Source organism: Brevibacterium sp. CT2-23B (assembly GCF_013168765.1).
Lineage (GTDB): Bacteria > Actinomycetota > Actinomycetes > Actinomycetales > Brevibacteriaceae > Brevibacterium > Brevibacterium sediminis.
The window spans coordinates 539,492-565,664 of sequence record NZ_JABBYK010000002.1 but is presented as its reverse complement, the minus strand read 5'-3'; the positions used below and the strand labels follow the sequence as shown (position 1 = coordinate 565,664).

General features: G+C 65.1%; 22 protein-coding genes and 2 tRNA genes. 17 read left to right on the top strand and 7 right to left on the bottom strand.

Going from position 1 to position 26,173, the window contains the following annotated elements:
- Positions 1 to 5: 5 nt before the first annotated feature.
- From HIM68_RS07780 to HIM68_RS07770, 3 genes are all read left to right on the top strand, one after another.
- Positions 6 to 1,514, top strand: coding sequence for a SulP family inorganic anion transporter (locus HIM68_RS07780; protein WP_367647467.1), 1,509 nt, complete (start codon positions 6 to 8; stop codon positions 1,512 to 1,514).
- A 395-nt stretch (positions 1,515 to 1,909) separates the two neighbouring features.
- The gene (nhaA, locus tag HIM68_RS07775; protein WP_253903851.1) at positions 1,910 to 3,208 is read left to right on the top strand and encodes a Na+/H+ antiporter NhaA; all 1,299 of its coding nucleotides are present in this window, start codon (positions 1,910 to 1,912) and stop codon (positions 3,206 to 3,208) included.
- 139 nt (positions 3,209 to 3,347) lie between these two features.
- Positions 3,348 to 3,701 carry an antitoxin gene (locus tag HIM68_RS07770; RefSeq protein ID WP_172171146.1) on the top strand — a complete coding sequence of 118 codons (354 nt, stop codon included), beginning with the start codon at positions 3,348 to 3,350 and terminating at the stop codon, positions 3,699 to 3,701.
- Positions 3,702 to 3,840: 139 nt separating this feature from the next.
- Here the strand turns inward: HIM68_RS07770 and HIM68_RS07765 are convergent, their stop codons facing one another.
- A complete protein-coding gene (locus tag HIM68_RS07765; protein WP_172171144.1) occupies positions 3,841 to 4,575 on the bottom strand; it encodes a hypothetical protein in 735 nt (244 codons plus the stop codon).
- Complete coding sequence (locus tag HIM68_RS07760; protein WP_172171142.1) at positions 4,575 to 5,444, bottom strand: hypothetical protein; 870 nt, start codon at positions 5,442 to 5,444, stop codon at positions 4,575 to 4,577. Before HIM68_RS07760 ends, HIM68_RS07765 begins: the two co-directional genes overlap by 1 nt.
- Positions 5,445 to 5,692: 248 nt before the next feature.
- On the opposite strand from HIM68_RS07760, the gene HIM68_RS07755 reads away from it, so the two are divergent.
- Both HIM68_RS07755 and HIM68_RS07750 read left to right on the top strand, forming a co-directional pair.
- Positions 5,693 to 7,024, top strand: coding sequence for a glutaminase (locus tag HIM68_RS07755; RefSeq protein ID WP_172171140.1), 1,332 nt, complete (start codon positions 5,693 to 5,695; stop codon positions 7,022 to 7,024).
- Between the two features lie 208 nt (positions 7,025 to 7,232).
- Positions 7,233 to 8,051 (top strand): siderophore-interacting protein, encoded by an 819-nt coding sequence (locus HIM68_RS07750; protein ID WP_172171138.1) that lies wholly within the window; start codon positions 7,233 to 7,235, stop codon positions 8,049 to 8,051.
- Between the two features lie 95 nt (positions 8,052 to 8,146).
- Here the strand turns inward: HIM68_RS07750 and HIM68_RS07745 are convergent, their stop codons facing one another.
- The 4 genes from HIM68_RS07745 to HIM68_RS07730 form a co-directional block, all read right to left on the bottom strand.
- On the bottom strand, positions 8,147 to 10,300 hold the full coding sequence (locus HIM68_RS07745) for a choice-of-anchor I family protein (protein ID WP_216656978.1): 2,154 nt from the start codon (positions 10,298 to 10,300) through the stop codon (positions 8,147 to 8,149).
- A gap of 211 nt (positions 10,301 to 10,511) precedes the next feature.
- Positions 10,512 to 11,429 (bottom strand): dihydrodipicolinate synthase family protein, encoded by a 918-nt coding sequence (locus tag HIM68_RS07740; RefSeq protein WP_172171137.1) that lies wholly within the window; start codon positions 11,427 to 11,429, stop codon positions 10,512 to 10,514.
- 108 nt (positions 11,430 to 11,537) lie between these two features.
- A complete protein-coding gene (locus HIM68_RS07735; protein WP_172171135.1) occupies positions 11,538 to 12,383 on the bottom strand; it encodes a ribokinase in 846 nt (281 codons plus the stop codon).
- 148 nt (positions 12,384 to 12,531) lie between these two features.
- Positions 12,532 to 12,604, bottom strand: a tRNA-His gene (locus HIM68_RS07730).
- Positions 12,605 to 12,831: 227 nt separating this feature from the next.
- Here HIM68_RS07730 and HIM68_RS07725 point away from each other — a divergent pair.
- From HIM68_RS07725 to HIM68_RS07700, 6 genes are all read left to right on the top strand, one after another.
- On the top strand, positions 12,832 to 14,517 hold the full coding sequence (locus tag HIM68_RS07725) for a hypothetical protein (protein WP_172171133.1): 1,686 nt from the start codon (positions 12,832 to 12,834) through the stop codon (positions 14,515 to 14,517).
- A gap of 131 nt (positions 14,518 to 14,648) precedes the next feature.
- Complete coding sequence (locus tag HIM68_RS18965; RefSeq protein WP_172171131.1) at positions 14,649 to 16,286, top strand: hypothetical protein; 1,638 nt, start codon at positions 14,649 to 14,651, stop codon at positions 16,284 to 16,286.
- A 6-nt stretch (positions 16,287 to 16,292) separates the two neighbouring features.
- Entirely contained in the window at positions 16,293 to 17,015 is a 723-nt protein-coding gene (locus tag HIM68_RS18960; RefSeq protein WP_367647466.1) for an ASCH domain-containing protein, read from the top strand.
- Positions 17,016 to 17,111: 96 nt separating this feature from the next.
- Entirely contained in the window at positions 17,112 to 17,396 is a 285-nt protein-coding gene (locus HIM68_RS07710; protein WP_062862037.1) for a DUF3618 domain-containing protein, read from the top strand.
- A complete protein-coding gene (locus tag HIM68_RS07705; RefSeq protein WP_039209700.1) occupies positions 17,389 to 17,709 on the top strand; it encodes a co-chaperone GroES in 321 nt (106 codons plus the stop codon). Before HIM68_RS07710 ends, HIM68_RS07705 begins: the two co-directional genes overlap by 8 nt.
- A gap of 204 nt (positions 17,710 to 17,913) precedes the next feature.
- Positions 17,914 to 17,986 (top strand) — tRNA-Lys (locus tag HIM68_RS07700).
- A 228-nt stretch (positions 17,987 to 18,214) separates the two neighbouring features.
- On the opposite strand, the gene HIM68_RS07695 is transcribed toward HIM68_RS07700, so the two are convergent.
- A complete protein-coding gene (locus HIM68_RS07695; protein WP_172171129.1) occupies positions 18,215 to 18,853 on the bottom strand; it encodes a GntR family transcriptional regulator in 639 nt (212 codons plus the stop codon).
- Between the two features lie 205 nt (positions 18,854 to 19,058).
- On the opposite strand from HIM68_RS07695, the gene HIM68_RS07690 reads away from it, so the two are divergent.
- The 6 genes from HIM68_RS07690 (at position 19,059) to bcp (ending at position 26,091) form a co-directional block, all read left to right on the top strand.
- Positions 19,059 to 20,363, top strand: coding sequence for an NRAMP family divalent metal transporter (locus HIM68_RS07690; RefSeq protein WP_172171127.1), 1,305 nt, complete (start codon positions 19,059 to 19,061; stop codon positions 20,361 to 20,363).
- A 2-nt stretch (positions 20,364 to 20,365) separates the two neighbouring features.
- Positions 20,366 to 21,151, top strand: coding sequence for a LamB/YcsF family protein (locus HIM68_RS07685; RefSeq protein ID WP_253903801.1), 786 nt, complete (start codon positions 20,366 to 20,368; stop codon positions 21,149 to 21,151).
- Positions 21,148 to 21,963 (top strand): putative hydro-lyase, encoded by an 816-nt coding sequence (locus HIM68_RS07680; protein WP_216656977.1) that lies wholly within the window; start codon positions 21,148 to 21,150, stop codon positions 21,961 to 21,963. Before HIM68_RS07685 ends, HIM68_RS07680 begins: the two co-directional genes overlap by 4 nt.
- A complete protein-coding gene (locus HIM68_RS07675) occupies positions 21,960 to 23,705 on the top strand; it encodes a carboxyltransferase domain-containing protein (protein ID WP_172171125.1) in 1,746 nt (581 codons plus the stop codon). The genes HIM68_RS07680 and HIM68_RS07675 overlap by 4 nt, the downstream gene beginning before the upstream one ends.
- 3 nt (positions 23,706 to 23,708) lie before the next feature.
- A complete protein-coding gene (locus HIM68_RS07670; protein ID WP_172171123.1) occupies positions 23,709 to 25,478 on the top strand; it encodes a biotin carboxylase N-terminal domain-containing protein in 1,770 nt (589 codons plus the stop codon).
- 139 nt (positions 25,479 to 25,617) lie between these two features.
- On the top strand, positions 25,618 to 26,091 hold the full coding sequence (gene bcp, locus HIM68_RS07665; protein WP_172171121.1) for a thioredoxin-dependent thiol peroxidase: 474 nt from the start codon (positions 25,618 to 25,620) through the stop codon (positions 26,089 to 26,091).
- The last annotated feature ends 82 nt before the right edge of the window (positions 26,092 to 26,173 follow it).

Genomic DNA, 26,173 nt, shown 5'->3' with positions numbered 1-26,173 from the left:
CGGTCGTGACGACTCCCATTCCCGCCGAAACCGCCGATGATGCCCGCCGCTACCGCCCCGATCCGACCGTCCTCACCGCACTGACCTCACCGAGGCTGCTCACCCGTGAGGTCCTGGCCGGACTCGTCGTGGGGCTCGCCCTCATCCCCGAGGCGATCGCGTTCTCGATCATCGCCGGGGTCGATCCGAAGGTCGGGCTGTTCTCCGCATTCATCATGGCCACCTCGATCGCGTTCCTCGGCGGGCGCCCGGCCATGATCTCCGCGGCGACGGGAGCCGTCGCCCTCGTCATCGCCCCCGTCGCCCGCGAGCACGGGATGGACATGTTCATCGCCACCGTCATGCTCGCGGGTGTGTTCCAGATCCTGCTGGCCGTGGCCGGAGTCGCGAAGCTCATCCGGTTCATCCCCCGCAGCGTCATGGTCGGGTTCGTCAACGCCCTGTCGATCCTCGTCTTCGCAGCACAGGTCCCCCACGTCATCGGAGTGCCGTGGATGGTCTACCCTCTGCTGACCATCGCCATCGTCGTGCTCGTGTTCATGCCGAAGCTGACGAAGATCGTACCGGCACCGCTGATCACGATCGTGATCATCACCGGCATCGTCGTCGTGTTCGCCGTCGATGTCCCTACTGTCAGCGACCAGGGCGAGCTGCCGCGCAGTCTGCCCGAACTCTTCATCCCGCATGTGCCGCTGACCTGGCAGACCTTTACGACGATCGCCCCTTACTCGCTGGCCATGGCACTGGTCGGGCTGATGGAGTCGCTCATGACGGCGAAGCTCGTCGACGAGATCACCGACACGCACTCGAACAAGACCCGTGAGTCCTGGGGTCAAGGGGCTGCGAACATGATCTCCGGCCTCTTCGGCGGGATGGGCGGCTGCGCGATGATCGGGCAGACGATGATCAATGTCCGCGCTTCGGGGGCGAGGACTCGGATCTCGACGTTCATGGCCGGAGCGTTCCTGCTCATCTTCGTCGTCGTGCTCGGCGACATCGTCGGCATGATCCCGATGGTCGCACTCGCTGCCATCATGATGATGGTCTGCGTCGACACCTTCGACTGGCATTCCATCCGTCCCTCGACGCTTAAGATGCTGCCGAAGTCCGAGACTTTCGTCATGATCGCCACCGTCGCCGTCGTCGTCACCACCGGCAACCTCGCCATCGGCGTTGTTGTCGGAGTGTTCGTGGCCAGTGTGCTCTTCGTTCGGAGGGTCGCCCACTTCGTCACCGTCGAGCGCACGGTCACCGAGGCGGTCGCCCGGTATGTGGTCCGCGGCGAGCTCTTCTTCGCCTCCTCGAATGACCTGACCACTCAGTTCCGATACACACATGATCCCGATCAGGTCGTCATCGATATGAAGGAATCGCATGTCTGGGATGCGTCGACAGTGGCCGCCCTCGATGCGATCGTGACGAAGTACGAGGCGCTGGGCACGAACGTGGAGATCACCGGAATGAATGCGTATACCGAGACTCTGCATACGCGACTCTCCGGCGGGCTGGGATAACTGCCCGGTGAAGTCGGGCAGGCGCGCGATCCGCTGAGGTAGACTGTCCGCAATGTCACAGTCAGCCCCGGATGCCGCTTTCCGCCCGAAAGTGTGGGTTCTTCCGCACTCGGGCACCAACGGCTACATCACTTCGTGGGGCGAAATGCAGTCGGGCACACAGCCGTTCGGACGCGGAGATCTTCCGCCCCGACCCCTGGTGTGATCTTCCGACAGAGTTCATCGTCCGAGCCGACGTCGTCCGCTCGATTCACGTACGTACGCTCAGCGTCGACGAACTGAGCACAGTCTGCACATCCACTCTTCGGGTCGAACCCTTTTCTCTGCCGACCACGAACGGGATAACTGTGACCACCACTTCTGCAACCGCTTCACCACTCGCCTCACCGACCCCTCTGGGACAGCGCTTGTTCCAGGCGCTCCGCAGCGACACCGTCGGCGGCGCCCTTCTCCTCGTCGCCGCAGCTGCCGCTCTGATCTGGGCGAACTCACCGGCGTCGGCCGGATACTTCGCACTCCGCGATATCGAGTTCGGTTACGAACCGTGGCATCTGCGGCTGAGCATCGGGCAATGGGCCGCCGACGGACTGCTCGCAATCTTCTTCTTTCTCGTCGGTATCGAGCTCAAGGCGGAATTCACCCGCGGTGACCTGCGTCGGCTCCGCACCGCCGTCGTCCCGATCACTGCGGCGGCCGGCGGCGTCCTCGTCCCCGCCCTCATCTGTGCGGCGTTTCTGCTCACCCGCCCGGAGCTCCTGCGCGGCTGGGCGATCCCCACCGCGACAGACATCGCCTTCGCCGTCGCCGTCCTTGCGATCGTCGGCTCCCACCTGCCGAAAGCGCTGCGCCTCTTCCTGCTGACCCTGGCCGCAGTCGACGATCTGCTGGCGATCGCGATCATCGCGATCTTCTATACCGAGTCCATCGCGGTTCTCCCGCTTGTCGCGGCGCTCGGAATCGTCATCGTCTACGGGCTCATCGCGAGCCGTTTCCGTCGCTTCTTCGTCGACCGTACCTGGGCCTCGTGGGTCATCCTCCTGCCCCTCGGACTCACCGCCTGGGCGTTCATGCACGCCTCCGGCGTCCACGCGACCATCGCCGGAGTGCTGCTGGGCTTCACGATCCCCGCCGTCGTCGGTCGTGGTTCGAACCGCGCGATCGATGCCGAACACGGTCGTCCTAAAGACCTCGATCCCTCTGCCGAGTGCGCGGACGGGGTCGGAATCGACCTCGCCGAGGCGCTCGAACACCGCCTTCGACCGCTGTCGGCCGGTTTCGCCGTCCCGGTCTTCGCATTCTTCGCCGCCGGCGTCGATATCGGCGGAACCCACGGTCTGGCCTCGGCGTTCTCCCACCCGTTGACCTACGGGATCGTGACGGCACTGATCGTGGGCAAGCCTGTCGGCATCCTCGTCTCCACCTGGTTGGTCACCCGGTTCACCGGTGGGTTGAATCCCAGTCTGCGTTGGGCCGACCTCACCGGCATCGGACTGCTTGCCGGCATCGGCTTCACCGTCTCGCTCCTCGTCGCCGAGCTCAGCTTCACCGCCGGTTCGGTCGAACACGATGTGGCGAAGGTCGCCGTTCTCAGTGCCTCTCTGTTCTCGGCGGCACTCGCCGCGCTCATCCTCACCGTCCGAAATGCCCAGCACCGTCGCCGGTCTCAGGCGCACCATCGACGGTCGCAGGTGTGAACGAGCTCGGTGACCAGCGAATCCGCACCGGGCGATTGCCAGTTCCGTCACAGACAGCCGCACTAGGCTTCGAATCGTCCGTGTTCATCCCCACGATCAGCATCGACAGTGTATTCGACCAACTGAGAAGGACCGTGCCATGGCATTCGACAAATTCCTCGACAAGGCCAAGAACCTCGCCAACGATCCCAAGATCAAGGACAAGCTCAATTCTGACAAAGCTGAGAAGGTCACCGACTCGGTCCTCGACAAGGCCGCCGGTGTCGCTGACTCCCTGACCGGAGGCAAGCACTCGGACAAGATCAAGAAGGCCCGGGACGCCGCCGACAATGCCATCGGCAATGACCGTGATCAGACCGGTGGAGCGAATCGCAGCGACGATCAGCCCGGCGGTGCGAACCGCGGCGACGACGTTCGTGGGAACGATGTCCGCGGAGATGATCGTGGCGACAACGGTCTCGACGGCGGCAACGGACCTGCCGGAAACCGCTGATCATCTGCGTCACCTGATCGAGCCCCTGCCGACTGCGGCAGGGGCTCGATCTCTGTTCGGCGGTCTTAAGCGGACGCAGCGGTGCGGCTGACGGTGCGGCCAGCAGGGTCAGATATGCGACTGTGCAGACAATCCTGGCTCAGGAATCGATGTCCGGGGCCGGCACACCCTTCGGATCGGCGTCGATCGTGATCCGCACTGCGTCGATGACAGCACGATCGTGCAGGAGATCCTCGGCCGGTACAGTCCACGAGTCCCCCGTCTTCTCTCCGCATGACTCGCCACGAGGAGAGAAGACCTCACAGTCGACGGCAGAGATCGGTGCCGCGGACTCGATGACGAGGTCTCCTCGGTCCAAGGGACGGACATACAAGACGACGCCATTGTCCTGATCGCCGTTCATGTCTGCTCCAGGCACCGCTGCCCCCGCCACCTCGTAGTTGAGGACCCCTCGATGAGCTCCTGCAGTGAGCCTGTCTGTGGAGAATCCGATATCGACGGAATGCAGCTCTTCCTCGATAGTCGCCTCGGCGGGAGCCGAATCGATGGTTCCCTGCGGATTCGAATAGCGCGCACGCAGGTACGGCGGCAGCAGAGACTCGGAGTCGGGCAGGCGGAATCCGTCATGGATGTCACCACCGAATCCCCATGCTGTCTCCAGCGCCAGCTCGAGTTTCGTATCCATCCGCACCGAGTAGCTGCCATCGGAGGCGATGCTGACCGTGTGCTCAGCAGTCTTGTCTCGCAGCGGGTTCGGCGCTGCATCCACTCCGCCGAGCGCTGCGATCACAGTCGTGATCACCGCAGTCACGGCGAGCGCCGCCATAATGGAGAACGCTCCCCGGGTTCCGAATCCTCTCTTCGTGTCGCTCATCACTGCCTCTCCTCTGCAGGGATCGGGGATACTGTCATTCCTGTGGGAGGAGTGAAGGCGATGATTTCATGACTGTCCGTCAGGGACTCCCGCCAGACCATATGGGTTCCGTCTTCGGCCGCGTCGCCGCTGTTGATCGCATCGCTGTCATCGACTCGCGAGAATGCCTCAGCGTCACACCCGTCACCAAGATCGAAGTCGACGTTGTCGGCCGGACAGTACACCGGCCCGTCGGTGTCGATGTCCAAAGTGTGCGTCGTCGGTGTGCGCTGACCATTCCCGATCACGGGGACGGGCACGGCGAAGAATTCCTCGCCGGCCACGGTGATGAACACATCGTCAAGGACGTATTCGAGCTCGACGACATGACGGCCTTCGCTCCACGGCACGGCCTTTCCGTCGGAATCCTGCGAGGTGAACTCGAAGAGAACCCGCGGGTGGTCGAAGCCCTCCTGCTTCGTCTCTTCGACGTCGATGTGCAGCTCTCCGACTGTCTTCGGCGATGCCTGGGTCGAATCGTCGGCTGTGCTCAGCTCGACTGCTCTCAGCGCCGACGGCTTCGGCATCATCGCCAGCCTGTTGCCGGTCCGCGGATCACTGCCCACGCCGACATCACTGATCCACAGACCGACCGGTTTTCCGCCTTCAGGCGGGCTTTCGAAGATCAGCCTTTGGCGGATCTGCACGGTGCCGTCTCTGTGCGGGTCCACCTCGGTGATGGTTTCCTGCGGGGTCAGCGCATGTTCGGGCAGGCTTTTGGTCTCAGGGTGGGGAGCCGAGTACCGCAGCACCAGCGCGATCACGATCACGCCGATGACGGCGACAGTGAACGCGATGCCGATGAGGAGGAGCAGCTTGGGGCGGGTCATGACTTCACACTATGGCCGGGTCCCGTCACAGGAGCTGCACAGTCGGTGCCAGACCTGGAACAATCGCTGGGTGCGGCGCTGAGACTGTGCCGCTGAGTGCGTCATCGAAGTACCTCCGCACCGGCCCCGTTCGGCCGAACCGGTGGCTCTGCTGCCGACGATCGGCAGCCGGCGGAGGAGTGTGTGAGAATGGCAGTCTGCGTCAAGCTACGCTGTGCCCACCGACCACGACTGCAGCAGGAGGTGCCATGCGATCGCCTATCCCGGATTTCCTCGATGAGACGCTCGACCGATTCCGACCGGATCGGTCCGGCGAGAATGCGGACTATATCCCGGACCTCGCCTCAGCGGATCCGGAGAAGCTCGCGATCTGCATCTCCACCCTCGACGGCGTCGAGTACACCTCCGGCGATGCCGACTATGAGTTCTCGATCCAGTCGATGTCGAAGCCCTTCATCTACGGCCTCGCCCTCGAGCAGGAGGGCCTGGCCGGGGTCCTCGAGATGGTCGGCGTCGAACCCAGCGGTGAGAAGTTCAACGAGCTCTCCCTGGACAAGAAGTCGGGTCGGCCGCTCAACCCGATGATCAACGCCGGGGCCATGACCATCCACTCCATCCTCGGCGATCCGGGTGCAAGCTTGGCCGAACGCACGGAGATCGTGCGCGCCGGACTCTCTCGGTTCGCCGGCCGAGAGCTGTCGATCGACGAATCGGTGGCCGACGGCGAATGGCGGGAAGCCTACCGCAACGTCGCCATCGCGAACATGCTCCGGTCCTACGACATCTTCTATGACGACCCCGACGAGGTGGTCCGCGGCTATATCGAACAGTGCGCGATCACCGTCACCGTCAAGGACCTCGCCATCATGGCCTCGACGCTGGCCGGCGGCGGCATCAACCCGCTGACCGGCGAACAGGTGCTCTCCCCCAGGGTCAATCGGCAGGTGCTCGCAGTCATGATGACCTGCGGCATGTACGACGCGGCCGGCGACTGGATGACAGAGATCGGGATCCCCGCCAAGAGCGGAGTCTCCGGCGGTGTCTTCGGTGTCATGCCCGGTCAGGTCGGCATCGCCACGTTCTCTCCGCGGCTGGACAGGCACGGCACGAGCGTGCGCGGAGCAAAGATCTTCCAGGACCTCTCAGATTGGCTGAGCCTGCACATCATGGATGCTCCGGAACCGGCCCGCTCGATCATCCGCCGCGACCGTCGCTTCGTCGACTCTGAGGGCAAAATGGTCCGCATCTGCAGCCTGCAGGGACTCATCCAGTGGAGCGGTTCGGAGAACGTCCTGCGCACGATGGACGAACCCGGTTCCACCACGAACACCTTCGTCCTCGACCTGCGCCGCGTCAACGAGATCAACTCCGTCGCCCGGAGCATGCTCACCGAGGCGCTGTCACGAATGAAGGACGATGGGATCCGCGTGGTCCTGCTCGACCCCGACGACATGATGCAGTGCAAGGGGCCGAACTCCGCGCTTCCGGGCGTGCAGATCCTCGATTCGCTCAAATCGGTCAAAGGACTCAAACGCATCCGCGACGATCGTCGCCGGGAGATGGCCGACCGCTCCAACTGACGGGGGCCGGTGGGCCGGTCCCACCGGCGCGAGCGATGGGGGCCGATCCGCGCGGCGGGAGGGGTAGAATCCGTCCGCTGGGATCCGAAACCGCCCGCCGATGGGGATTTGATAAGGTGAGCCTTACTGAACCCCTGCGCCGAGGCGGCTCCACACTTCAAGGCCGACCGTGAGCTTCCAGGGGCACCCCGTTTGAGAAAGGCCGCCTGTGACGACCGCACCCAACTCCCCCGAACGCACCGCACGACCTGTCCGCCAGCAGGCTGTTCTCACTGTCCTCGAGACGACCGAAGTCAGCCCGCACCTGGTGCGGATCCGCCTCGGCGGGGACACCTTCGACAACATCGATTCGAACGATGCGACCGACAAGTACGTCAAGCTCCTCTTCGCCGATCCGGCACACGGGCTCGTCCCGCCCTACGACCTGACGAAGCTGCGCGAGCAATCCCCCGAGAAGCTGCCGAGTCGCCGTACCTACACGGTGCGCGAGATCAACCTGGACGAGAAGTGGCTGAGCATCGACTTCGTCATCCACGACGATGACGGAATCGCCGGACCGTGGGCGAAGAGCGCGAAGCCGGGAGACACGCTGGTCCTCTCCGGCGCGGGCGGCAAGTACGCCCCTGCCGCCGAGTCCGACTGGCACCTGCTCATCGCCGACCATTCCGCGATCCCCGCGGTGAGTTCGGCCATCGAGGCCATGCCCACCGGAGCCGCCGGGGTCGTCCTGGCCTATGTCGCCGACCACGCCGATCGCGTTCTGCCCGAGGCGCCGGAAGGCGTCGAGGTGAGATGGGTGGACTCGGACGACGAGCTCATTGCCGCAGTTGAGGGGCTCGAGTGGCGTGCGGGCACTCCGCAGGTCTTCGCCCACGGCGAGCGTGAGACGATCAAGGCGATCCGCAAGATCCTCAAGGACCGCGAAGTGCCGCGGGAGTCGCTGTCGATCTCGGCGTATTGGGCCCGCGGCCGTGCCGAGGACCAGTTCCAGGCCGAGAAGCGCGAGCCCATCGGCCAAATCGACTGATTTCCCTGCCTGGTCACAGCGACCGCTCAGGTCGCCGTCGACCGCTCGAGTTGTCGCCGACCGCTCACGCCATAGGGTGAGCGATCGGCTGGGGTTCAGCTGCGACGGCGGGCGAAGAAGTAGGCCGCTGTGCCGATGGCGATGAGACCGACAGCGATGCCGCCGAGGATGAGGTACTGACCGAGGTCGGCACCGGTGCGCGGCAGCGGGCCACCGTCACCGTCGGCGTCGTTGGAAGCTTCGGAACCGTCTGCACTCGAGCCAGCTTCGCTGTCCGACTCCGCCCCGTCAGCAACCGCACCGTCAGCGCGCGAATCCGCTTCGCTGCCCGCATCGGCCCGAGCGTTGTCGTTCGCACCGGCCTCGGAGTTGGACTCACTGCCGGCCGCGTCAGCCTGAGCATCCTCGTTCGCGTTGTCGTCGGCACCCGCGTTGTCGTCTGCGCCGGCGTCCTGATCTGTCCCGGCGTTCTCATCGTCGCCAGCATCCTCGTCAGTCCCGGCGTTCTCATCGTCGCCGTCGTCTCCACCGTTCGCGAGATCGGCCACCGAGTAGAGGCTCGTCGTGCCCGAGACCTCATTGCCGACGACGAGCGCAGCCTCACCCGTCGGCGACTCATCGGAGCCGAGGAACGTAATGCCCTCCGGTCCGAGGTCTCCGGCGCTCGCGAGCAGCGCAGCAGGATCCGAGGCATCTTCGATCTCGTCCTCGACGGAGACCGAGAAGGCCCGATTGTTGAAGTAGGTCGCGAACTTCGGGGCGCTCGGGTCGCTGAGGTCGAAGGCCGCTATTCCGCCGATGCGTTCGAAGCCGACGAACGCGTAGGTCGTCTCCCCCACCTCGCCGATGGTCAGCGCCTCGGGCTCTGGGCCCTTGTCGTCGCTGCGTCCTTCGCGGTTCGACTCGGAATGGTTGGAGTTGAAGAACTCGGGCACCGCCTCGGCGGTCAGCTTCTCGAACTCGTCCCCGGAATCGGCGACGAGCTTCCCGTCGGTGGTCCACACGGAGAATGAGCGGGCGCCGAAAGCCACGAGCTCCTCATAGCAGTCGCCGGCGTCGTTGAGACCCAGATCGGTGATGATGTTCAGCCGTCCGAGGTCCGCGTCGCCGAGTCTGTCAGCCAGCGGCGAGGTCTCGCACACCGGTGCGAGGCCGTCCTCGCCGAGGTCCTTGACCCTGGCCGCATCGACGAAGTCGCCCCACTCACGGGAGTCGCCCTCGTTCGCGGTCACGAGGTAATCGGTGCCGCCGGAGGTGAACGTCGAGATCGTATCGGGCATATAGGCGCCCTTGAGCCCCTCGTATTCCGTGATGTTCACGGTCGGAGCATCCTCGGGATCCCGGTCCGACGCATCGAGTCCGTTGCCTGCCTGGCCATGATCTTTGAGGCCCAACGGGAGGATCTCCTCGACCGAAGCCGAGGCGATATCGACGACCGCGATCGCGTTCGCTTCCTGCAGGGTCGCGTAGGCCTTGTCACCGGCGACAGTGATGTACTCGGGTTCGAGATTGCGCGAGATCGGCAGGTCCTCTTCGGGTGTGGGTCCGAAGATCCGCACATCCTCGGGCAGGGTCTTCGCTCCGCCCTCCTCGAACTCGTGGAAGTCCGCAGTGTGCACGTCCGCGTCCGACGGCGCGGCCACCTCGGCTGGGAGATCGATGACGGACACCGACCCTTGCGGATCGGTCGAGAAATCATCGGCCGGTTCGCCCTCGTTCGCAACCAGGGCATGGCTGCCGTCCGGGGCGACGGTGACCATGTCGGGCAGGGACCCGACGGGAACCTCGCCGAGGATGTCCGCCTCGGGGTCGTTCGCGTCGAAGAACATCACGGTTCCCGGTTGTGTCTTGTCCTCGTCCTCGAGGGCGATGACGCCGAGGCCGTCCTCACGGATGGAGATCGAGTTCGCGACCCCGGTGCCCGTGATCTCGGAGACCTTCTGCGGGTTGGTCGGGTCCGAGGCGTCGATGACGTCCACGGTGGCCGCCTGAGCGTTGACGGTGAAGACCGTGTCGCCGTGGACGGCGGTGATCTCGGCGGCGGATTCGTCGAACTGTCCGGTCTCGTGGGACCCGAGGAAGCCCATCTCGATCTGCGCGTCCGAGGCCGAGGAGCTGATGGGATCGTCCACTTCCGCGGCGTGAGCGGTGCTCGTGCCTGGCCCCGTGCCGCCGACGGTGAAACCGGTGGCCAACAGGAGGGCGGCCGCCTGGGCCGTGAGCGTCTTCGCGGACAGTGGGATCGGCATCGGTTCTCCGGGATCGATTGGGCGTCGCGGGCCGACTGAACCCGCAAACACCTATTCATAGGCACCCGGAATGGACCGGTTCCGAACCGCAGATGGACGGATGGTGAACACACTCAGCGACTGCGTCAGTGAACGTCGACCGCTCACGTTATACGTATACAGTGAGCGCTCGGCGCTGAGGCGAGCGGTCGGTGACGTCGCCAGGGAAGACTCAGCCGAGATCGAGGTTGTCGGCCACCTCGGCGACCTTGCGCTTCGCCGCCGCGTCGAGATCGCGGACCGGCAGGGGCAGGCTGTCCGCACTCACGAGCCCGAGATGTTCGGCGATGGCGGCGGTCACGCGCAGGCTTCCGCCGAATTCGGTGAACAGATCCCACAGCGGCTGCAGCTCGGCCGAGAGTTCGCGGGCGAGCTGTGCATTGCCGAGTTCCGCGGCCCGCGTGATCGCGAGCATCGGCTCGGGGATGGTGCCGCCGACTGCCGTGTACCAGGCGTCACAGCCGGCGATGAGGCCCTCGGCACCATGGGCATCGCCGGAGATGCCGATCGTCACCTCGTTGCCGATGGCCGCACGGATCTCGCCGATGCGCTCGTCCCATTTGGCGGGCGAGGCAGGTGCTCCGGGGATCTTGATCGAGGCCACACCGTCGAGCCCGGCCAGACGCGAGTAGAGCTCGGTGGTGAACGTGAAGTGCGTGGTGCCGGGGTTGTCGTAGACGACGACGGGCAGGTCGGTGGACTCTGTGACGGTGCTGAAGAGTGCGAACACCTCATCCGCGGTCAGCGGCTGATAGCTCACCGGTGCCAGCAGCAGCCCCTGCGCTCCGGCCGCTTCGGCGGAGGCGACATTGGCCAGAACGTCTCTCGTCCGCAGCGCACCGACTCCGATGAAGACGGGGATGTCCAGGGCGGATTCGACGCTCAGCTGCGCCGCCCGGGCGCGTTCGTCGGTGTCGAGGTAAGCATACGAACCGGTCGATCCGAGCGCCGTGATCGAGTCGACTCCGGCAAGCACGAGACGTTCGATGAGCCCGATGAAGGCATCCTCGTCGAGGGAATCGTCCTTCAGCGGGGTCAGCGGAAAGGCACTCAGCCCGGTGAACAGGGACGGGTCGGGGGTGTTCGTCAATGATCCTCCTCGGGTGGACGCGGGCCACCGATGGCGCGAACCTCGGGTGGCCGCGACGAAACGCGGTCGGCAGCAGCGGATGGGCCCGCTTGCGTTCAGTCTGCCAGGTCAGTCGAGAGTAGGCAGGTACGTCTCGAACCGATCGAACTCCAATTGTGCCGAGGCGACCTCCACGGCCGCCGCACCGACGGCGTTGGCAGCCCGCAGCGCGCGCTCCGGTTCGAGTCCGCTGGTCAGGCCGATGGTCAGCGCCGCGCAGTAGGCGTCTCCGGCACCGACGGTGCTGACGGGATTCGCGGGGACCGCCTCGGCGAAGGCGATCTGCTCACCTCTCTGCAGCAGTGCCGACCCTTCCGCCCCGTAGGTGACGGCCACGAGCTTCGCGTTCTGCAGCTGCGGCAGCTGGGAGTACTCGTATTCGTTGACGATGATGAGGTCGGCACGGTCGACCACCTCGGCGGGCAGTTGAAGGGCGGGAGCCGCATTGACGGCGAGGAATCCGGGCACGCGGTCGGCGAGCTCGACGATGAGATCGAGGGAGATCTCGAGTTGGGTGAGCACGGCCTCGTCGGCCCGGAATTCGATACCGTCGAGGCTGACCTCGGCATTCGCTCCTTCGCAGACGGCGATCTGATTCTCACCGTGGGCGTCGACCATGATGAGCGCGGTCCCGGTCTCGGCGGTCGCCTCGGCGATGTCATCGGTATCCACCCCGGCGGCGCGGAGGGCCTCGAGCATTGCCCTGCCGTCGGAGTCTGGGCCGACCGCACCGATCATGCGGGTCCGCGCACCGAGGCGGGCGGCAGCGGCGGCCTGGTTCGCCCCCTTACCGCCGGGAGAACGGGACAGTCTGCCTCCTCCCACGGTCTCGCCGGCGGCGGGAAGTCGGGAAGTGGTGGCGGTGATATCGGCGTTGATGCTGCCGACGACCGTCAGGGAGCAGTCGATGGTCATGGCCCCATTATCGACGATCGAAAGAGGGCGGATCGACGACGATTGTCGGCGATCGGAATCGGGCGGGTGTTGGCAAAACGTGGGCACACAGCGAACATGAGAGAAGCCCCGCGATCCATCTGCACAGATCACGGGGCTTCCCGATCGGGGTGAGTAACGGGACTTGAACCCGCGACATCCGCGACCACAACGCGGCGCTCTACCAGCTGAGCTATACCCACCACATGCGCTGCGACTTCAGGCGCAGACAGCAAGATACATCTTAACCGCACCCGCCTGACCCGGGCAAACCAGAACCGCCCCTTCGGCCCGATGAGACGCAGATCTCATTACATGCAACGATTCAGTAGCGATCTATAACGGTTTCGGAAAACTGGTAGGAGCGACCCTCGACATTCATTAGTATTGACTCGGCCCTGTCCTCGATAGTTGTCAAGGAACCCTGTACATGCCTCGTGCGTTGATCTCCGTCTCTGATGACGGGTTCACCTACACCACCCTCAACGGGGCGACGAGTCGCTATTCGGACACCGGACAGGCCATCTCCTACCTCGGCGACTATGCCAAGGAGACCGCGACTCCCCTGACCGTGACGATCGACGACGGTACGAAGACGACCGAGATCGGCATCGATGTGAATGGCCGAGTCGGGGCGGTTCCCAAATACAACACCGGCGCCGAGGAGGTCGCGGACGAATCGTCGACCGCTTCGTCCGCGCATGGTTCGGCTGAGACGGCCGGACAACCGGACGACGCCGACCAGAACACAGGCGGCGAGAACACGAACGGCCAGACCACACACGGCCAGTCCGCCAGCGGGCAGAACGGCTTCGCAGCCTATGACGACTCATCAGGGTCGAACGGCGACAGCTACCCGATGGGCACTCCGTTCTCCGGACCGGCCGCACCGGCCACGCCGACAGTGAAGAAGACACCGGTGCGCAAACGGTCGACACGCAACCGTCCGCAGCGACTGAAGAAGATCACCATCCCAGGACTCGTGCTCATCGGTCTGGCGATCCTTATGATCGGCGCCTTCGTCGTTCCCAATATCGTCCCCGTCGACTCCCCCGATACCCCGCAGACGATCGGTTCGGAGCAGCAGGTCAACCCCGCCTCCGAACTCTCCGTCGACAATACCCAGGACATTGTTCCCAGCTACGACAACTCCCCCACGTGGGAAGCCGAGGTGCCCAAGCGCGCCTCGGTGACAGCCTCCGATCGCGGCGTGCTCCTCGTCAACGACAACCGCCTCGAAGTCCTCGACGCCGACACCGGCAAGTCCCGGTACAAAGCCAAGATCGATCAGTCCCCGACCTTTGCCGTCGATACTGTCATCGACGGCCGCCCGGCCCTGCTGTGGCAGTCGGGCAATACCGCCGAGGCGCTCTTCGACGGGGAATCAAAGCCGAAGACCTACCAGCTGCCGGAGAAGGCCCGCATCACCTCCGCAGGCAAGAGCGTGCTCATCAAGTCGGGCAACAAGCTCTCGACCTTCGGCGCCGAGGGCCTGGAAGACGTGCCCACCCCGCAGGCCGGCTCGACACCGATGGCCATCGACGATGATGAGATCTTCAGTTCGGACTGGAACGGTCCGGTCACAGCGAAGAACATCAAGTCCGGCGACGAACGCAGCATCAAGCTCGAAAGCCCCGGTGACGAACTGAAGATCATCGACTGGATCTCCGCCGGCCACGGCAAGGCGATCACGTTGTGGGGCGAACAGGGCGCTTCGACGAACTCGGGTCACAGGATCCAGCTCGTCGTCCACTCCCTCGACGACGGGTCGATCCTTTCGACCGTGACCACGACAACTGACATCGTCGGCGAGAAGTCCTGGGTGCGCGGGCAGGCGGGAGAACGCGCCTATATCGGTCCGTATCTCTTCGACCTGGAGACGGGTCTGCTGCTGATGGACGTCTCCAGCCGTGATATCCATCTCTCCGAACCGCGCGGATCCATCGTGCCCTGCACGATGGACACGAGCACCTCGTGCCTGCTCGCCGGCAAACAGGCGTTCAAGACCGATACCGACCTGCTGGCGGTCGTCGACAAGGGCAACGAGGCCCTGGTGCTCGGCGACGACTCGACCGTTCGCGCATATCCGAAGAAGTCAGAGACGCAGGATCGCTGATTCCGCGCCACGGCGAAACACGCCTACGGCTTTAACACATCTGGCCGAGACATTAAGATAGTGCCCGATGTGTCTGAACGTCATGTCCCCTTGACCCAATGAAGTCGGAATCCCCACCGCGAAGGAACGTAGTGCCAGTCTCACACAGGTTCAGCCGCAGAGCCGCCGCAATCGGCGCAGCGCTTGCCCTGGCAGCACTACCTATCTCGGCGACGTTCACACCTGCATTCGCCCAGCCGAGCCCCACCCCCACGGCAGACGCCAGTTCGAGTGCCGAGGCTGGTGCGTCCGCAGGAGCCGATTCCGGCGATGACGCTGGTTCGACAGCAGACAGCACCGATGGCGCCGACGCCGATTCGAGCAGTGCCGAATCCGAGGGAGGGGCCGACAGCGGCCCCGATCCGGGCCCAACCGAAGACGGTGACAAGGCCTGTAGGGATCCGAAGTGGAACTCGGACGAACCGTGCGAGATCGAAGGTGAGCTCACCGCCAAGTGGCAGACGATCGGCAGTCAGCTGTCAGTTCCAGCGAACGATCAGGACGAGCCTGAAGGCACCCTGCCGAACAGCTGGGTCGGAAAGCCATTCAAAGTCCCCAAACAGGCGATGAAGCGCATTCCGGCGCAGTCGTCCGACACCAATTCCGATGCGTCGACCGAGAACGATTCGGACACCGACGACAGCGGCCAGCCCGTCGCCGAAGCTACCGCACAAGCTTCTGTCCCGAATACCCTGATGTTCAATGAAAACGGCGAGATCGTCGACCTCGACGATAAAGAGAAAGAGCCAGTAAGCTTCGAAAACTTCGATGACGTCAAAGGGCCGCAGCCCAAGTGGAAATTCGGAATCAAAAAGGTCGACGGCGAGAACCAGATAGTCGTCACCGATGGGCAACCGTACCCTGATGATGCCGGAGACGGGGCAGACGCATCCACCGACCCGGACGGTTCCACTTCGGACGACTCGAATTCCGGTGCTGATAACGGGACGACCGACAACGATTTCTCCGCTTCTGACGATGGCGCAACCTCTTCCGACAGCGCCACCGCCGACAGCGACTCGGGCGGCGAAAAGACCGCCAGTAAGGACGGCGCCACCTCCGACGACGGCTCTGCGAACGACCGCGGGGCCGGCAAGGACGGCTCTTCCGCGGACAGCGAAGCCTCTGACGACAGCACCACCTCGACCGATGGCTCCACCTCATCGGATTCGGGATCGAAGGATCGCGCGAACTCCTCGGGCGACAAGGACTCCGACGGCCGAGAATCTGACGCCGACTCCGGTTTAGGCTCGGACGGCTCTCGCGGCAGCGATTCCGACAGGTCGGGCTCCAGTTCGGATTCCGGTGACGATGACGAGAAAGATTCGGACAAGGATGGTTCCGGCTCGTCGATCGGCGCCTCTGATGCCGACGGCACCACCCCGGACCCGTCGAACGGCAACGGCTCCCCCGATGATGAGCGCGAGACCATTCCCGGCAACGCTGGTGACGAATGGCTGCCCGGGGATGACGAGGATACCGAAACCCCTGACTACTCGGACCCTGTGCCTCGCAACCCCGACGAGCCTGCGCCCAAAGACGATACGGACCTCATCACGGGTGGCGATCAGCCGTCCCCGCGAGCCAACCAGAATCCGGCGACCTCGTTCGGCGAATCCATCATCTCCACGATCGTCAGCTCCTGGCCCATCTTCGTCCTCGCCGCCTCCGGTATGGCCGCGGTCGGGTTCATCATCTACCTCATGGGACGCCGCGGAAAACAGGAGTGAGGCCGCGTGGACCTATTCGACTCCGAACTGCGAGTCATCGCCGCTGCCGAGCAGCTCGTTAGCGGACTCGGCAGCGATGACAACCACACCGTTGCCGCTGCTGCGATGGACGCCTCCGGTCGCATCCACACCGGCGTCAACGTCTTTCACTTCACCGGCGGACCCTGCGCGGAACTCGTCGTGATCGGTGCCGCCGCGGCAGCGAACGCCGGACCACTGGTCACGATCGCTGCGGTCGGCGACCGGAACCGCGGTGTGCTGGCCCCGTGCGGACGCTGCCGTCAGGTCATCCTCGACCTCCATCCTGATGCGCTCGTCGTCGTACCCGACAACACCACTGGCCAGACGTCGATCGCCCCGATCCCCGCCCTGCTCCCCCACTCCTACCGACATCCGGATTCTGATCCCAAACGGCTGCTGAGGTTCCACGCTAGATACTTCGATGCCGTCGCGGACGGGACGAAGACACTGACGGTGCGGTGGAACGAAGGCCACCGCACGGGTCCGGCTCTGGCGTACTTCGAGAACACCGCGCATGGCACGCTCCCCGTGGAAGTCGCCTCGGTGATGGTGAAGCGACTCGACGAACTGCGACCTGAGGATCTCGACCTCACCCGCCCGAGTGGATTGGAGCGGTATATCGCCAATCTCCGCGGTCACTACCCGACCATGCCCGCGGACGCGAGCGTCGAGATCGTAAGATTCCGTCGAACCGCGGCCGATATCTGACACTCACAGTGCCCAGCCGCTAAGCTGGACAGCGAAGCACTGTGGCACAAGGTCACAGACGCAGCAAAGCATTCTCGACCGGGAGGACTCGACCCGATGACTGACAACGTCTACACCTCAGATGTGACCGTCGACCAGGCGACAACCGCGCAGCTCGCGGAGTCGATCCGACTGCGCGAGGAGCGCATCGCCGAGAACATCGACGAGCTCGTCGGCCGCATCCACCCGAAGGTGCTGGCGACGCGGGCAGTCAACAAGGCGAAGTCCGAGGTCGTCGAGGAAGACGGCTCCCCCAAGCCCGAGATCATCGCACTCGGTGCCGGTGCCGTCCTCGGTGTGGCCGCCCTCATCGTCGGACTCTCCGGTCGCAAGCGTGGCTGATGCCGCACTACCGATCCGGATGCTCCATGACCGGATCCTGCTCGAACCCAGCGCGGAAGCCGGGGAACGCAAATCCTCGGCGGGCATCGTCATTCCCGCCACCGCCAGCATGGGCAGACGCCTCGTGTGGGGCAAGGTCGTAGCGGCGGGCCCCCATGTGAGGCAGGCCAACCTCGGCGATACCGTCCTCTACGATCCCGAGGAACTCGCCGAGGTGGAGCTCGAGGGACGCGCGTATGTGCTGTTGCGCGAACGCGACGTCCACGCGATCTCCGAACCGGCCGAACAGTCGAGTTCCGGAATGTATCTCTGAAGTGCCTCCGGGCATCGAGGACGAATCCGGTGCGGTGGAAGGACTATTGATCAGTGGGTTCCGGGTCGCCGGATTCGCGGGCAAAGGGACTCTGACCAGGGGCTTGCGACCTTCATCACAAAACTGAATATGGGCCGATCTCGGTTTGCATGATCGGTCGACACCTGAGTAATATTAATTCTCGTTGCACAGCATGTGCGGCAAGCACCTCTAGCTCAATTGGCAGAGCAACTGACTCTTAATCAGTGGGTTCCGGGTTCAAGTCCCGGGGGGTGCACAGCACAGAGAGAACCGCCTTCGACTTCGGTCGGAGGCGGTTCTTTCGCATTCACACCATCTGCCGGTGGGGTTCTGTTTCCGGCGAGGAGCATTCGCCTGCGGGATTTGCCAATAGCCCAACTGGGGGTGAGCAGCCCATGTTTGAAACTGGGCTGCTCACCTCGGAGTGGGCTATTGCGGGATTCCGGCCGGGCCGCTCATGGCGTACGGCTTGCCGCCCCGCGGCTCAGTCCTGGCCAGCCCGGGCGTATGCGCCGAGCACCTGGCGCTCGGAATCACCGAGGTAGGCGCCGAGGATCTTCGCCGCAGTCACCGGTCCCTCCGTGCGATAGATCTCGACGACTTCCTTGTTGCGGCCGATGAACGGCGCGTGGAGGAAGTCGAGGACCTCGACCTTGAGGAAGGCCAGCCGCAGCTCGGCGAGCACATTGGAGAACGACTGCATCAGCCGCCTGCTGTCCGAGAGCGAGACGACGGCATTGTGGAACTCCATGTTCGCCGTGCCGACCTCCAGCCAGTTCTCTTCGGCAGCGAACTTCTCGGCGGCTTCGACGGCCGCCTCCATCCTCACGGCGTTCGGGTGATTGCGCGGAGCGTGCTCGAGCACCGAGCACTCGACATGTTGGCGCACCCGGTAGATGTCGACGACATCGGCGGTGCTCGGTGACGCCACTGAGACGCCTCGGTGCGGGATATGCGTGACCAGGCCCTGCTCCCCGAGGACCCGGAACGCCTCACGCAGAGTATTGCGCGAAACATCGAATTCCTTCGCCAGCGCGGTTTCGGACAGCCGCTCACCGGGGCGCAGCTCTCCAGCGATGAGGCGGTCAGTGAGCCTGTTGACCAGGGACGAATCGTGATTCACCTCTCCATCCTACTGAAACAGCACCCCGAACTCCCATCCGTCCGTCGACAAAGCGACGAAGAAAAGTGTGACCCCCGTCTATGTTTGTTGAACAATGAGTGCTAGATTGTTTACCACTTCACGTGTGCCAGGACACAGACATCGCTGTTCTCACCCATCGGCGCACACGAAGGAACAATTGACCACCAGACAGTCGGAGACTCCCATGTCACACGCACCGGAATCCCAACCGCCGGAATCCTCTTCTACGGATGGGGCCGCCTCGGGCCTTGACAATGCCAAGAGCGAAATCGGATCCAAGATCAGCCGCAGCGCGATCATCGGCGCCATCTTCCTCATGGCCACCTCGGCGATCGGTCCGGGCTTCATCACCCAGACAGCCACATTCACGGCTCAGATGGGTGCGGCCTTCGCCTTCGCGATCTTCGCGTCGATCCTCATCGACATCGCCATCCAGCTCAATATCTGGCGGATGGTGACCTCCTCGGGCAAACGCGCAGCCCAGCTGGCCTCCTCGGCCGTGCCGGGTTCGGGCATCCTCCTGTCCGTCCTGATCGTCGTCGGCGGACTGGCCTTCAACATCGGCAATATCGCCGGTGGCGGCCTCGGCCTCAATGCGCTGCTGGGCATCGACCCGAAGCTCGGCGGACTGCTCACCGGCGTCCTGGCGATCGGCATCTTCCTGTTCAAACGCGCCGGAAAGGTCGTCGACGCCGTCGTCCTCGTCCTCGGCGGCGGAATGATCATCCTCACCTGTGTCGTCGCCATCGTCTCGAACCCGCCGGTCGGTGAGGCGATCAAACAGTCGTTCGTGCCCGACACCATCAACTTCGCCACCGTGACGACGATCGTCGGCGGCACCGTCGGCGGCTACATCACCTACTCCGGCGCCCACCGCTATCTCGACTCGGGCAAGACCGGCCCGGAGAATGCCGGTTCTGTCATGCGCTCGGCTCTGTCGGGGATCCTCGTCACCGGTGTCATGCGCTACGTCCTCTTCCTCGCCATCCTCGGCGTCGTCGCCTCCGGCGTCGCTCTCGACCTCGACTCGAGCGTGGCCAACCCCGCCGGTCAGGCCTTCGCCGCAGTCCTCGGCGATGCGGGAATGCGCATCTTCGGCGCGATCTTCTGGGCCGCGTCTCTGAGCTCGGTCATCGGCGCCGCCTACACCTCGGCAACGTTCCTCTCGGCGTTCTCCAAACGCCTCGAAGGCGGCTGGCCGCTGCAACTGGCGACGGTGTCCTTCATCGTCGTCTCGCTCGTCGTCTACCTCGTCCTCGGCACGGCACCTGCCACACTGCTCGTCTTCGTCGGCGGCTTCAACGGGCTCATCCTGCCGATCGGTCTGACGATCTTCATGTACATCGGCTGGTTCAGGCCGCGCCTGCTGCGCACTGATTCGTACCCGAAGTGGTTGCTCATCATCGGCACCGCGGCAACACTGGTCACGTGGTACACGGCCACACAGTCCATCGGCCCCATCTTCTCCATGATCGGAATCGGAGGGTGACATTGTCTGTCAACAGCGAACTGAGAATCGACCTCAACTCTGACCTCGGGGAGAACGTCCCCGACCGTGTCGTCAGCGACGATGCCGCCATGCTCGACCTCGTCACCAGCGCCAACGTCTCCTGCGGGTTCCATGCGGGCAACCCGGAAGGCATCCGCGCCACCGTCGACGCCGCCACGAAGGGCGGAGTCGTCATCGGGGCCCACCCCGGATACGACGACTACGAGGGCTTCGGCCGCCGCGCCCTCGACGTGCCCGCCGCCACTCTGCAGGCCCAAGTCGAATACCAGATCGGCGCGCTCATCGGCCTGACCACAGCCGTCGGCGGAACCGTCTCCTACGTCAAACCCCACGGCGGTCTCTACAACGCGATCGTCCATGATGAGGCGCAGGCGAAGGTCGTCGTCGACGCGATCACAGCCATCGACGACTCGTTGGTCTTCCTCGGACTCGCCGGCAGCGTGGCCAACCGCGTCGCCGCCGAAGCCGGGCTGACCGTGGCCGCCGAGGCTTTCGCCGATCGGTCCTACAACCCCGACGGCTCCCTGGTCTCCCGGTCGGAGCCGAACGCTGTCCTCCACGACCCAGAGGCCGTGGCCGCCCGCGTCCTGCGCCTCGTCCAGACCGGACAGGTCGAAGCCGTCGACGGCACCCTCGTCGACGTCGACGCGCAGTCCATCTGCTTCCACGGCGACAGCCAGGGATCCATCGACATGGCCCGGGCCGCCCGTGATCTCCTCGAATCCGAAGGCGTCACGATCGCCGCCTTCGCCGGAGCCGGACGATGAACACTGCCACCACCAGCACATCTTCCATGGACACGATGCGGGCTGCGGGTGCGGAAGCCCGCGCACGCATCCGGGCAGGATTCGACGGTCCCACCTCGGGGATGGCACCGGGACTCGTCCAGGCGAACCTCATCTCCGTCCCCGCGGACTGGGCCTTCGACGTCCTCCTCTTCACCCAGCGCAACCCGAAGCCGTGCCCGGTCGTCGACGTCCTCGAACCCGGACAGCTGGCATCCGCACTCGCCCCGGGCAGCGATATCCGCACGGACATTCCCGGATACCGGATCTGGGAGAACGGCGCCCTGACCGACGAGGTCACCGACGCCACTTCAGTCTGGGAGCAGCATCCGGACCTCGTGTCCTTCCTCATCGGCTGCTCATTCACCTTCGAAAACGGCCTGACCGAAGCGGGCATCCCGATCCGCCACCAGGAGGCCGGTCGCAACGTGCCGATGTACCGCACGTCGACGGCCTGCCGTCCCGCCGGCCGGATCAGCGGAGACATGGTCGTGTCCATGCGCCCGATCCCGGCCTCCCAAGTCGCCGAGGCAGTGCGCATCACCGACCGCTTCCCCGCCGTCCACGGTGCACCGATCCACATCGGCGAACCCTCCCAGATCGGCATCGATGACCTCGGCGCCCCGGATTTCGGTGATGCTCCGGCCATCGAAGACGGCGACATTCCCGTCTTCTGGGCCTGCGGAGTCACTCCACAGGCAGCCATCCAGGCGTCGGGAATCCCCTTCGCGATCACCCACTCACCTGGGAAGATGTTCATCACTGACGAACCGGAAGACACCTACCGCCAATGACCTCGACACCTCCGGCCGACTCCCTGACCTTCCACACCGCCTCCACGCGCCACCTCCTCGTCGAATGCGCGGACCTGGGCACGACGATGGCCCTGCACCACAGTCTTGAAGCCGCCGATCTGCCCGGCGTCACCGAACTCATCCCCGCCGCCCGAACAGTGCTGATCAGTTTTGATCCCGCACGCACGAAAGCCGAGATCCTCGCCGAGGCAGTGCGCGGGCTCGGGCACACCGAGTCGGCCTCGGATGCGGCCCGTGAGGTGACGATCGATGTCCACTACGACGGGGACGACCTCGCCGAGGTGGCCGACCTCCTCTCCGTCTCCCCCGCCGAGGTGATCAAACGCCACCAGGCCGCAACCTGGCAGGTCGCGTTCGCCGGGTTCGCCCCCGGCTTCGGCTACCTCGCCGGCGACGACGAACTCTTCAACGTTCCCCGCCGCTCGTCCCCACGCACGCGAGTGCCCGTGGGATCGGTGGCATTGGCCGGCGAGTTCACCGGCGTCTACCCCCGCTCCTCCCCCGGCGGCTGGCAGCTCATCGGACGCACCGATGCGAAGCTGTGGGACCTGGACCGGGAACCACCGGCCCTGTTCGTACCCGGCACGATCGTGAAATTCGCCGAGGCGGGGCGCGAGACCGTCGAGGTCGCGGGCTCGAGTGCGGGGTCAGGTTCGTCAGGTTTCTCGGGTTCGTCAGATTTCTCAGGTTCGCCAGGTGCGGCGTCGGATTCTGCGGTGGAATCAGCAGCGGATCCGGCATCCGATTCGGCGACAGCGGCCTCCCCCTTCCTCGAGGTGCTGCGTCCCGGGCTGCAGCTGCTCGTCCAGGATCTCGGGCGGCCCGGTTTCGCTTCGATGGGAGTCTCCGCCGCCGGTGCCGCCGACCGCACCGCGTTGACCACCGCCAACCGTCTTGTCGGAAACGCCGAAAGCGCTGCCGGGTTGGAGAGCTTCGGGGGCGCAGTGCTCCTGCGCTCCACGGGTGACGGCGTCGCCGCCGTCACCGGGGCCACCGGAGCGATCACCGTGACCGCTGCCGATGGCACGGTCCTCACGCCCCGCCTCGGCGAGGCCTTTGCCCTGGCCGACGGGGACGAACTCGAGCTCGGACCAACCGAGCGCGGAGTCCGCCGCTACCTCGCCGTGCGCGGTGGAATCGCTGTCGAGACGGCTCTCGATAGCAGCTCCGCCGACACCCTGGCCGGGCTCGGTCCGGCCGCCGTGGACAAAGGCACCACGGTGGGAGTGCACGATCCGCGGACGGCGCCCCACCTCGTCGATCCCAATCCCACGCAGCCAAGGGATCTTCCGCAGGCGGGTGAGACCGTGACGCTGAGCGTGACGCTGGGACCGCGTGAGGATTGGTTCACCGAGGCCGGGATCGAGACTCTGCTGTCACAGGAGTGGACGGTCACCCACGAATCCGACCGGGTCGGGCTGCGCCTGAACGGTGAGGTTCCACTCGAACGTGCCCGAACCGGAGAGCTGCCCAGCGAAGGCGCGGTCACCGGTGCCCTGCAGGTTCCGCCGAACGGTCAGCCGGTGCTCTTCGGGCCCGACCACCCGCTCACCGGCGGCTATCCGATCATCGCCAGCGTCGATGATGTCGACCTCGCCGCGCAGCTGCCTCCCGGCGTGAAGCTGCGCTTCACCACCTCTGCCCGACCGACGTCGAACGCCCTCCCGGCCGAGGCGTCCCGCACCGCAGCAGGATCCCGCACCAACGAGAACGAAGGCTGAACAATGTCGAGAATCCTCATCGCCAACCGCGGCGAGATCGCCGTCCGCATCATCCGTGCCTGCGCCCAGCACGGGCACACTTCGGTGGCTGTCTACGCTGATCAGGACGCCGACGCCATGCATGCCCGGTTCGCAGACGAAGCGTTCGCTCTGCCTGGGACGACAGCGGGTGACACGTACCTCAACATCGATGCGATCCTCTCCGCAGCGAAGTCCGCCGGTGCCGATGCCGTCCACCCCGGGTACGGATTCCTGTCCGAGAACGCCGATTTCGCCGCCGCCGTCGAAGCCGCCGGCCTCATCTGGATCGGTCCGACCGCGAACACGATCACGGCCCTCGGCGACAAGGTCACGGCCCGTCAGCTCGCGCAGAAGGTCGGCGCTCCCCTGGCACCGGGCATCGACCGTCCCCTGGAGAACGCGGCCGAGGTCGAGTCCTTCGCCGCCGAGGCGGGACTGCCGATCATCATCAAAGCCGCCCACGGTGGCGGCGGACGCGGAATGAAGATCGTCCACGAGCTGACCGAGGTAGCCGGTGCCTTCGAATCGGCGACCCGTGAGGCCGTCGAGGCTTTCGGTAGGCCCGAGTGCTTCGTCGAGAAGTTCCTCGAGCGTCCCCGCCATGTCGAGGTCCAGATCGTCGGCGACGGTCAGGGCCGGGTCGTGGCCGTCGGTGACCGCGACTGCTCCGCGCAGCGACGCAATCAGAAGCTCATCGAGGAAGCACCCGCCCCGGGGCTGACGGCAGAGCAGCGTGAGCGCCTGCACCGTTCGGCCGAAGCCATCTGCGCCGAGGTGGACTACCGCGGTGCCGGCACCGTCGAGTTCCTGCTCGCTGCCGATGGCACCATGACGTTCCTCGAGGTCAACACCCGACTGCAGGTCGAACATCCCGTCACCGAGGTGACCTCAGGGGTCGATCTCGTCGCCGAACAGTTCCGCATCGCCTTCGGACAGGGACTGTCGCTTGAGTCGACCCCGCAGCCGGTCGGTCATGCGATCGAGCTGCGCATCAACGCCGAGGATCCCGGCCGCGGCTTCCTGCCGACTCCGGGACGCATCGATGTCCTCGACGTGCCCGGGGGCCTCGGCGTGCGCTGGGATTCCGGTGTGCGTGCCGGTGACACCGTACAGCCGGCCTTCGATTCCCTCTTCGCGAAGCTCATCGTCCACGGTCCCGACCGTGAGCAGGCGATCGCGCGCACCGTGACAGCGGCGAAGGAACTCCATGTCGAGGGTCCGGCCACGGTGGTGCCGTGCTCCCTGGCGATCCTCACCGATGAGGCGTTCACCGGTCTCGGCGTCGACGGTGTCGACGGCATCCACACGCAGTGGATCGAGGCCGAGCTGCTGCCGCGCTTCGAGACTCAGGACCGCCCGGCCCCGGTCGCCGATGGCGAGATGCAGCGGATGTCGATCGAGATCGATGGGAAGCTCACCACGATCGGACTGCCCGCCGGACTGCTCGCTGCCCTCGGCTCGGTCGGTGGGACCGGTCAGGGCGGCACGGGTCAAGGCGGCGAGGCCGGTGGCGCCGGAAACGGTGGAGCCGCCTCGGCGAGTGCCGGGGATGTCACCGCTCCTGTGCCGGGCAGCCTTGTGGACTTCCTCGTCGAAGACGGCGCGCAGGTGGCGGCCGGTGACGAGGTCGCTGTGCTCTCGGCGATGAAGATGGAGACCCGGGTCGAAGCCCCGGTCGCGGGAACGCTGCGCCAGGTCGCGGCGGTCGGCGACGTCGTGGCGGTCGGGCAGGCCATCGCACGGGTCGACTGAGACGGCGGGCCGCCTCGGCGAAAGGATCGGTCGAGGTGATTGCGTGTATCTGTCGAGGCATCGGGCTCGGCAACGGAATAGAGTGGTGGTCAGCAATGGTTGTCCATCATGGAGACCACCCCAATCAGGAGGAGCATTCATGTCACGTCTGTCGGTCGGCGACACCGCCCCGGAGTTCACCCTCGTCAACCAGGACGGGAAGTCCGTCAGCCTCAGCGATTTCCGAGGTCAGCAGGTCGTCGTGTACTTCTACCCCGCCGCTATGACCCCGGGTTGCACGACCGAGGCCTGCGATTTCCGGGACTCGCTGTCGGCACTCAAGGCCGCCGGAATCGCCGTCGTCGGCATCTCCCCGGACAAGCCGGAGAAGCTGCAGCAGTTCATCGAGAAGGAGGGTCTCAACTTCGACCTCCTCTCCGATGAGGACAAGACGATGATGACCGAATGGGGTGCCTTCGGCGAGAAGAAGAACTACGGCAAGGTCGTCCAGGGCGTCATCCGCTCAACCGTCGTCGTCGATGCCGAGGGCAAGGTCGAACTCGCCCAGTACAACGTCAAGGCCACCGGGCACGTCGCCCGCGTGCGCAAGGAGCTCGGCATCGACGCCGCCTGAGTCTGCTGCAACTTGAGCGTCGGGCGGGCTGAACTGCCCGTGCTCAACGTGAGCATCGGGGCGGTCCGAGTTTTCAACAACT

Excerpts from the sequence above, each read along its gene's own strand:
- HIM68_RS07770 (WP_172171146.1), top strand. The coding sequence starts at position 3,348 with ATGGCATTCGACAAATTCCTCGACAAGGCCAAGAACCTCGCCAACGAT.
- HIM68_RS07765 (WP_172171144.1), bottom strand. The coding sequence starts at position 4,575 with ATGAGCGACACGAAGAGAGGATTCGGAACCCGGGGAGCGTTCTCCATT.
- HIM68_RS07760 (WP_172171142.1), bottom strand. The coding sequence starts at position 5,444 with ATGACCCGCCCCAAGCTGCTCCTCCTCATCGGCATCGCGTTCACTGTC.
- HIM68_RS07755 (WP_172171140.1), top strand. The coding sequence starts at position 5,693 with ATGCGATCGCCTATCCCGGATTTCCTCGATGAGACGCTCGACCGATTC.
- HIM68_RS07745 (WP_216656978.1), bottom strand. The coding sequence starts at position 10,300 with ATGCCGATCCCACTGTCCGCGAAGACGCTCACGGCCCAGGCGGCCGCC.
- HIM68_RS07735 (WP_172171135.1), bottom strand. The coding sequence starts at position 12,383 with ATGACCATCGACTGCTCCCTGACGGTCGTCGGCAGCATCAACGCCGAT.
- HIM68_RS07725 (WP_172171133.1), top strand. The coding sequence starts at position 12,832 with ATGCCTCGTGCGTTGATCTCCGTCTCTGATGACGGGTTCACCTACACC.
- HIM68_RS07710 (WP_062862037.1), top strand. The coding sequence starts at position 17,112 with ATGACTGACAACGTCTACACCTCAGATGTGACCGTCGACCAGGCGACA.
- HIM68_RS07690 (WP_172171127.1), top strand. The coding sequence starts at position 19,059 with ATGTCACACGCACCGGAATCCCAACCGCCGGAATCCTCTTCTACGGAT.
- HIM68_RS07680 (WP_216656977.1), top strand. The coding sequence starts at position 21,148 with ATGAACACTGCCACCACCAGCACATCTTCCATGGACACGATGCGGGCT.
- HIM68_RS07675 (WP_172171125.1), top strand. The coding sequence starts at position 21,960 with ATGACCTCGACACCTCCGGCCGACTCCCTGACCTTCCACACCGCCTCC.
- HIM68_RS07670 (WP_172171123.1), top strand. The coding sequence starts at position 23,709 with ATGTCGAGAATCCTCATCGCCAACCGCGGCGAGATCGCCGTCCGCATC.
- bcp (WP_172171121.1), top strand. The coding sequence starts at position 25,618 with ATGTCACGTCTGTCGGTCGGCGACACCGCCCCGGAGTTCACCCTCGTC.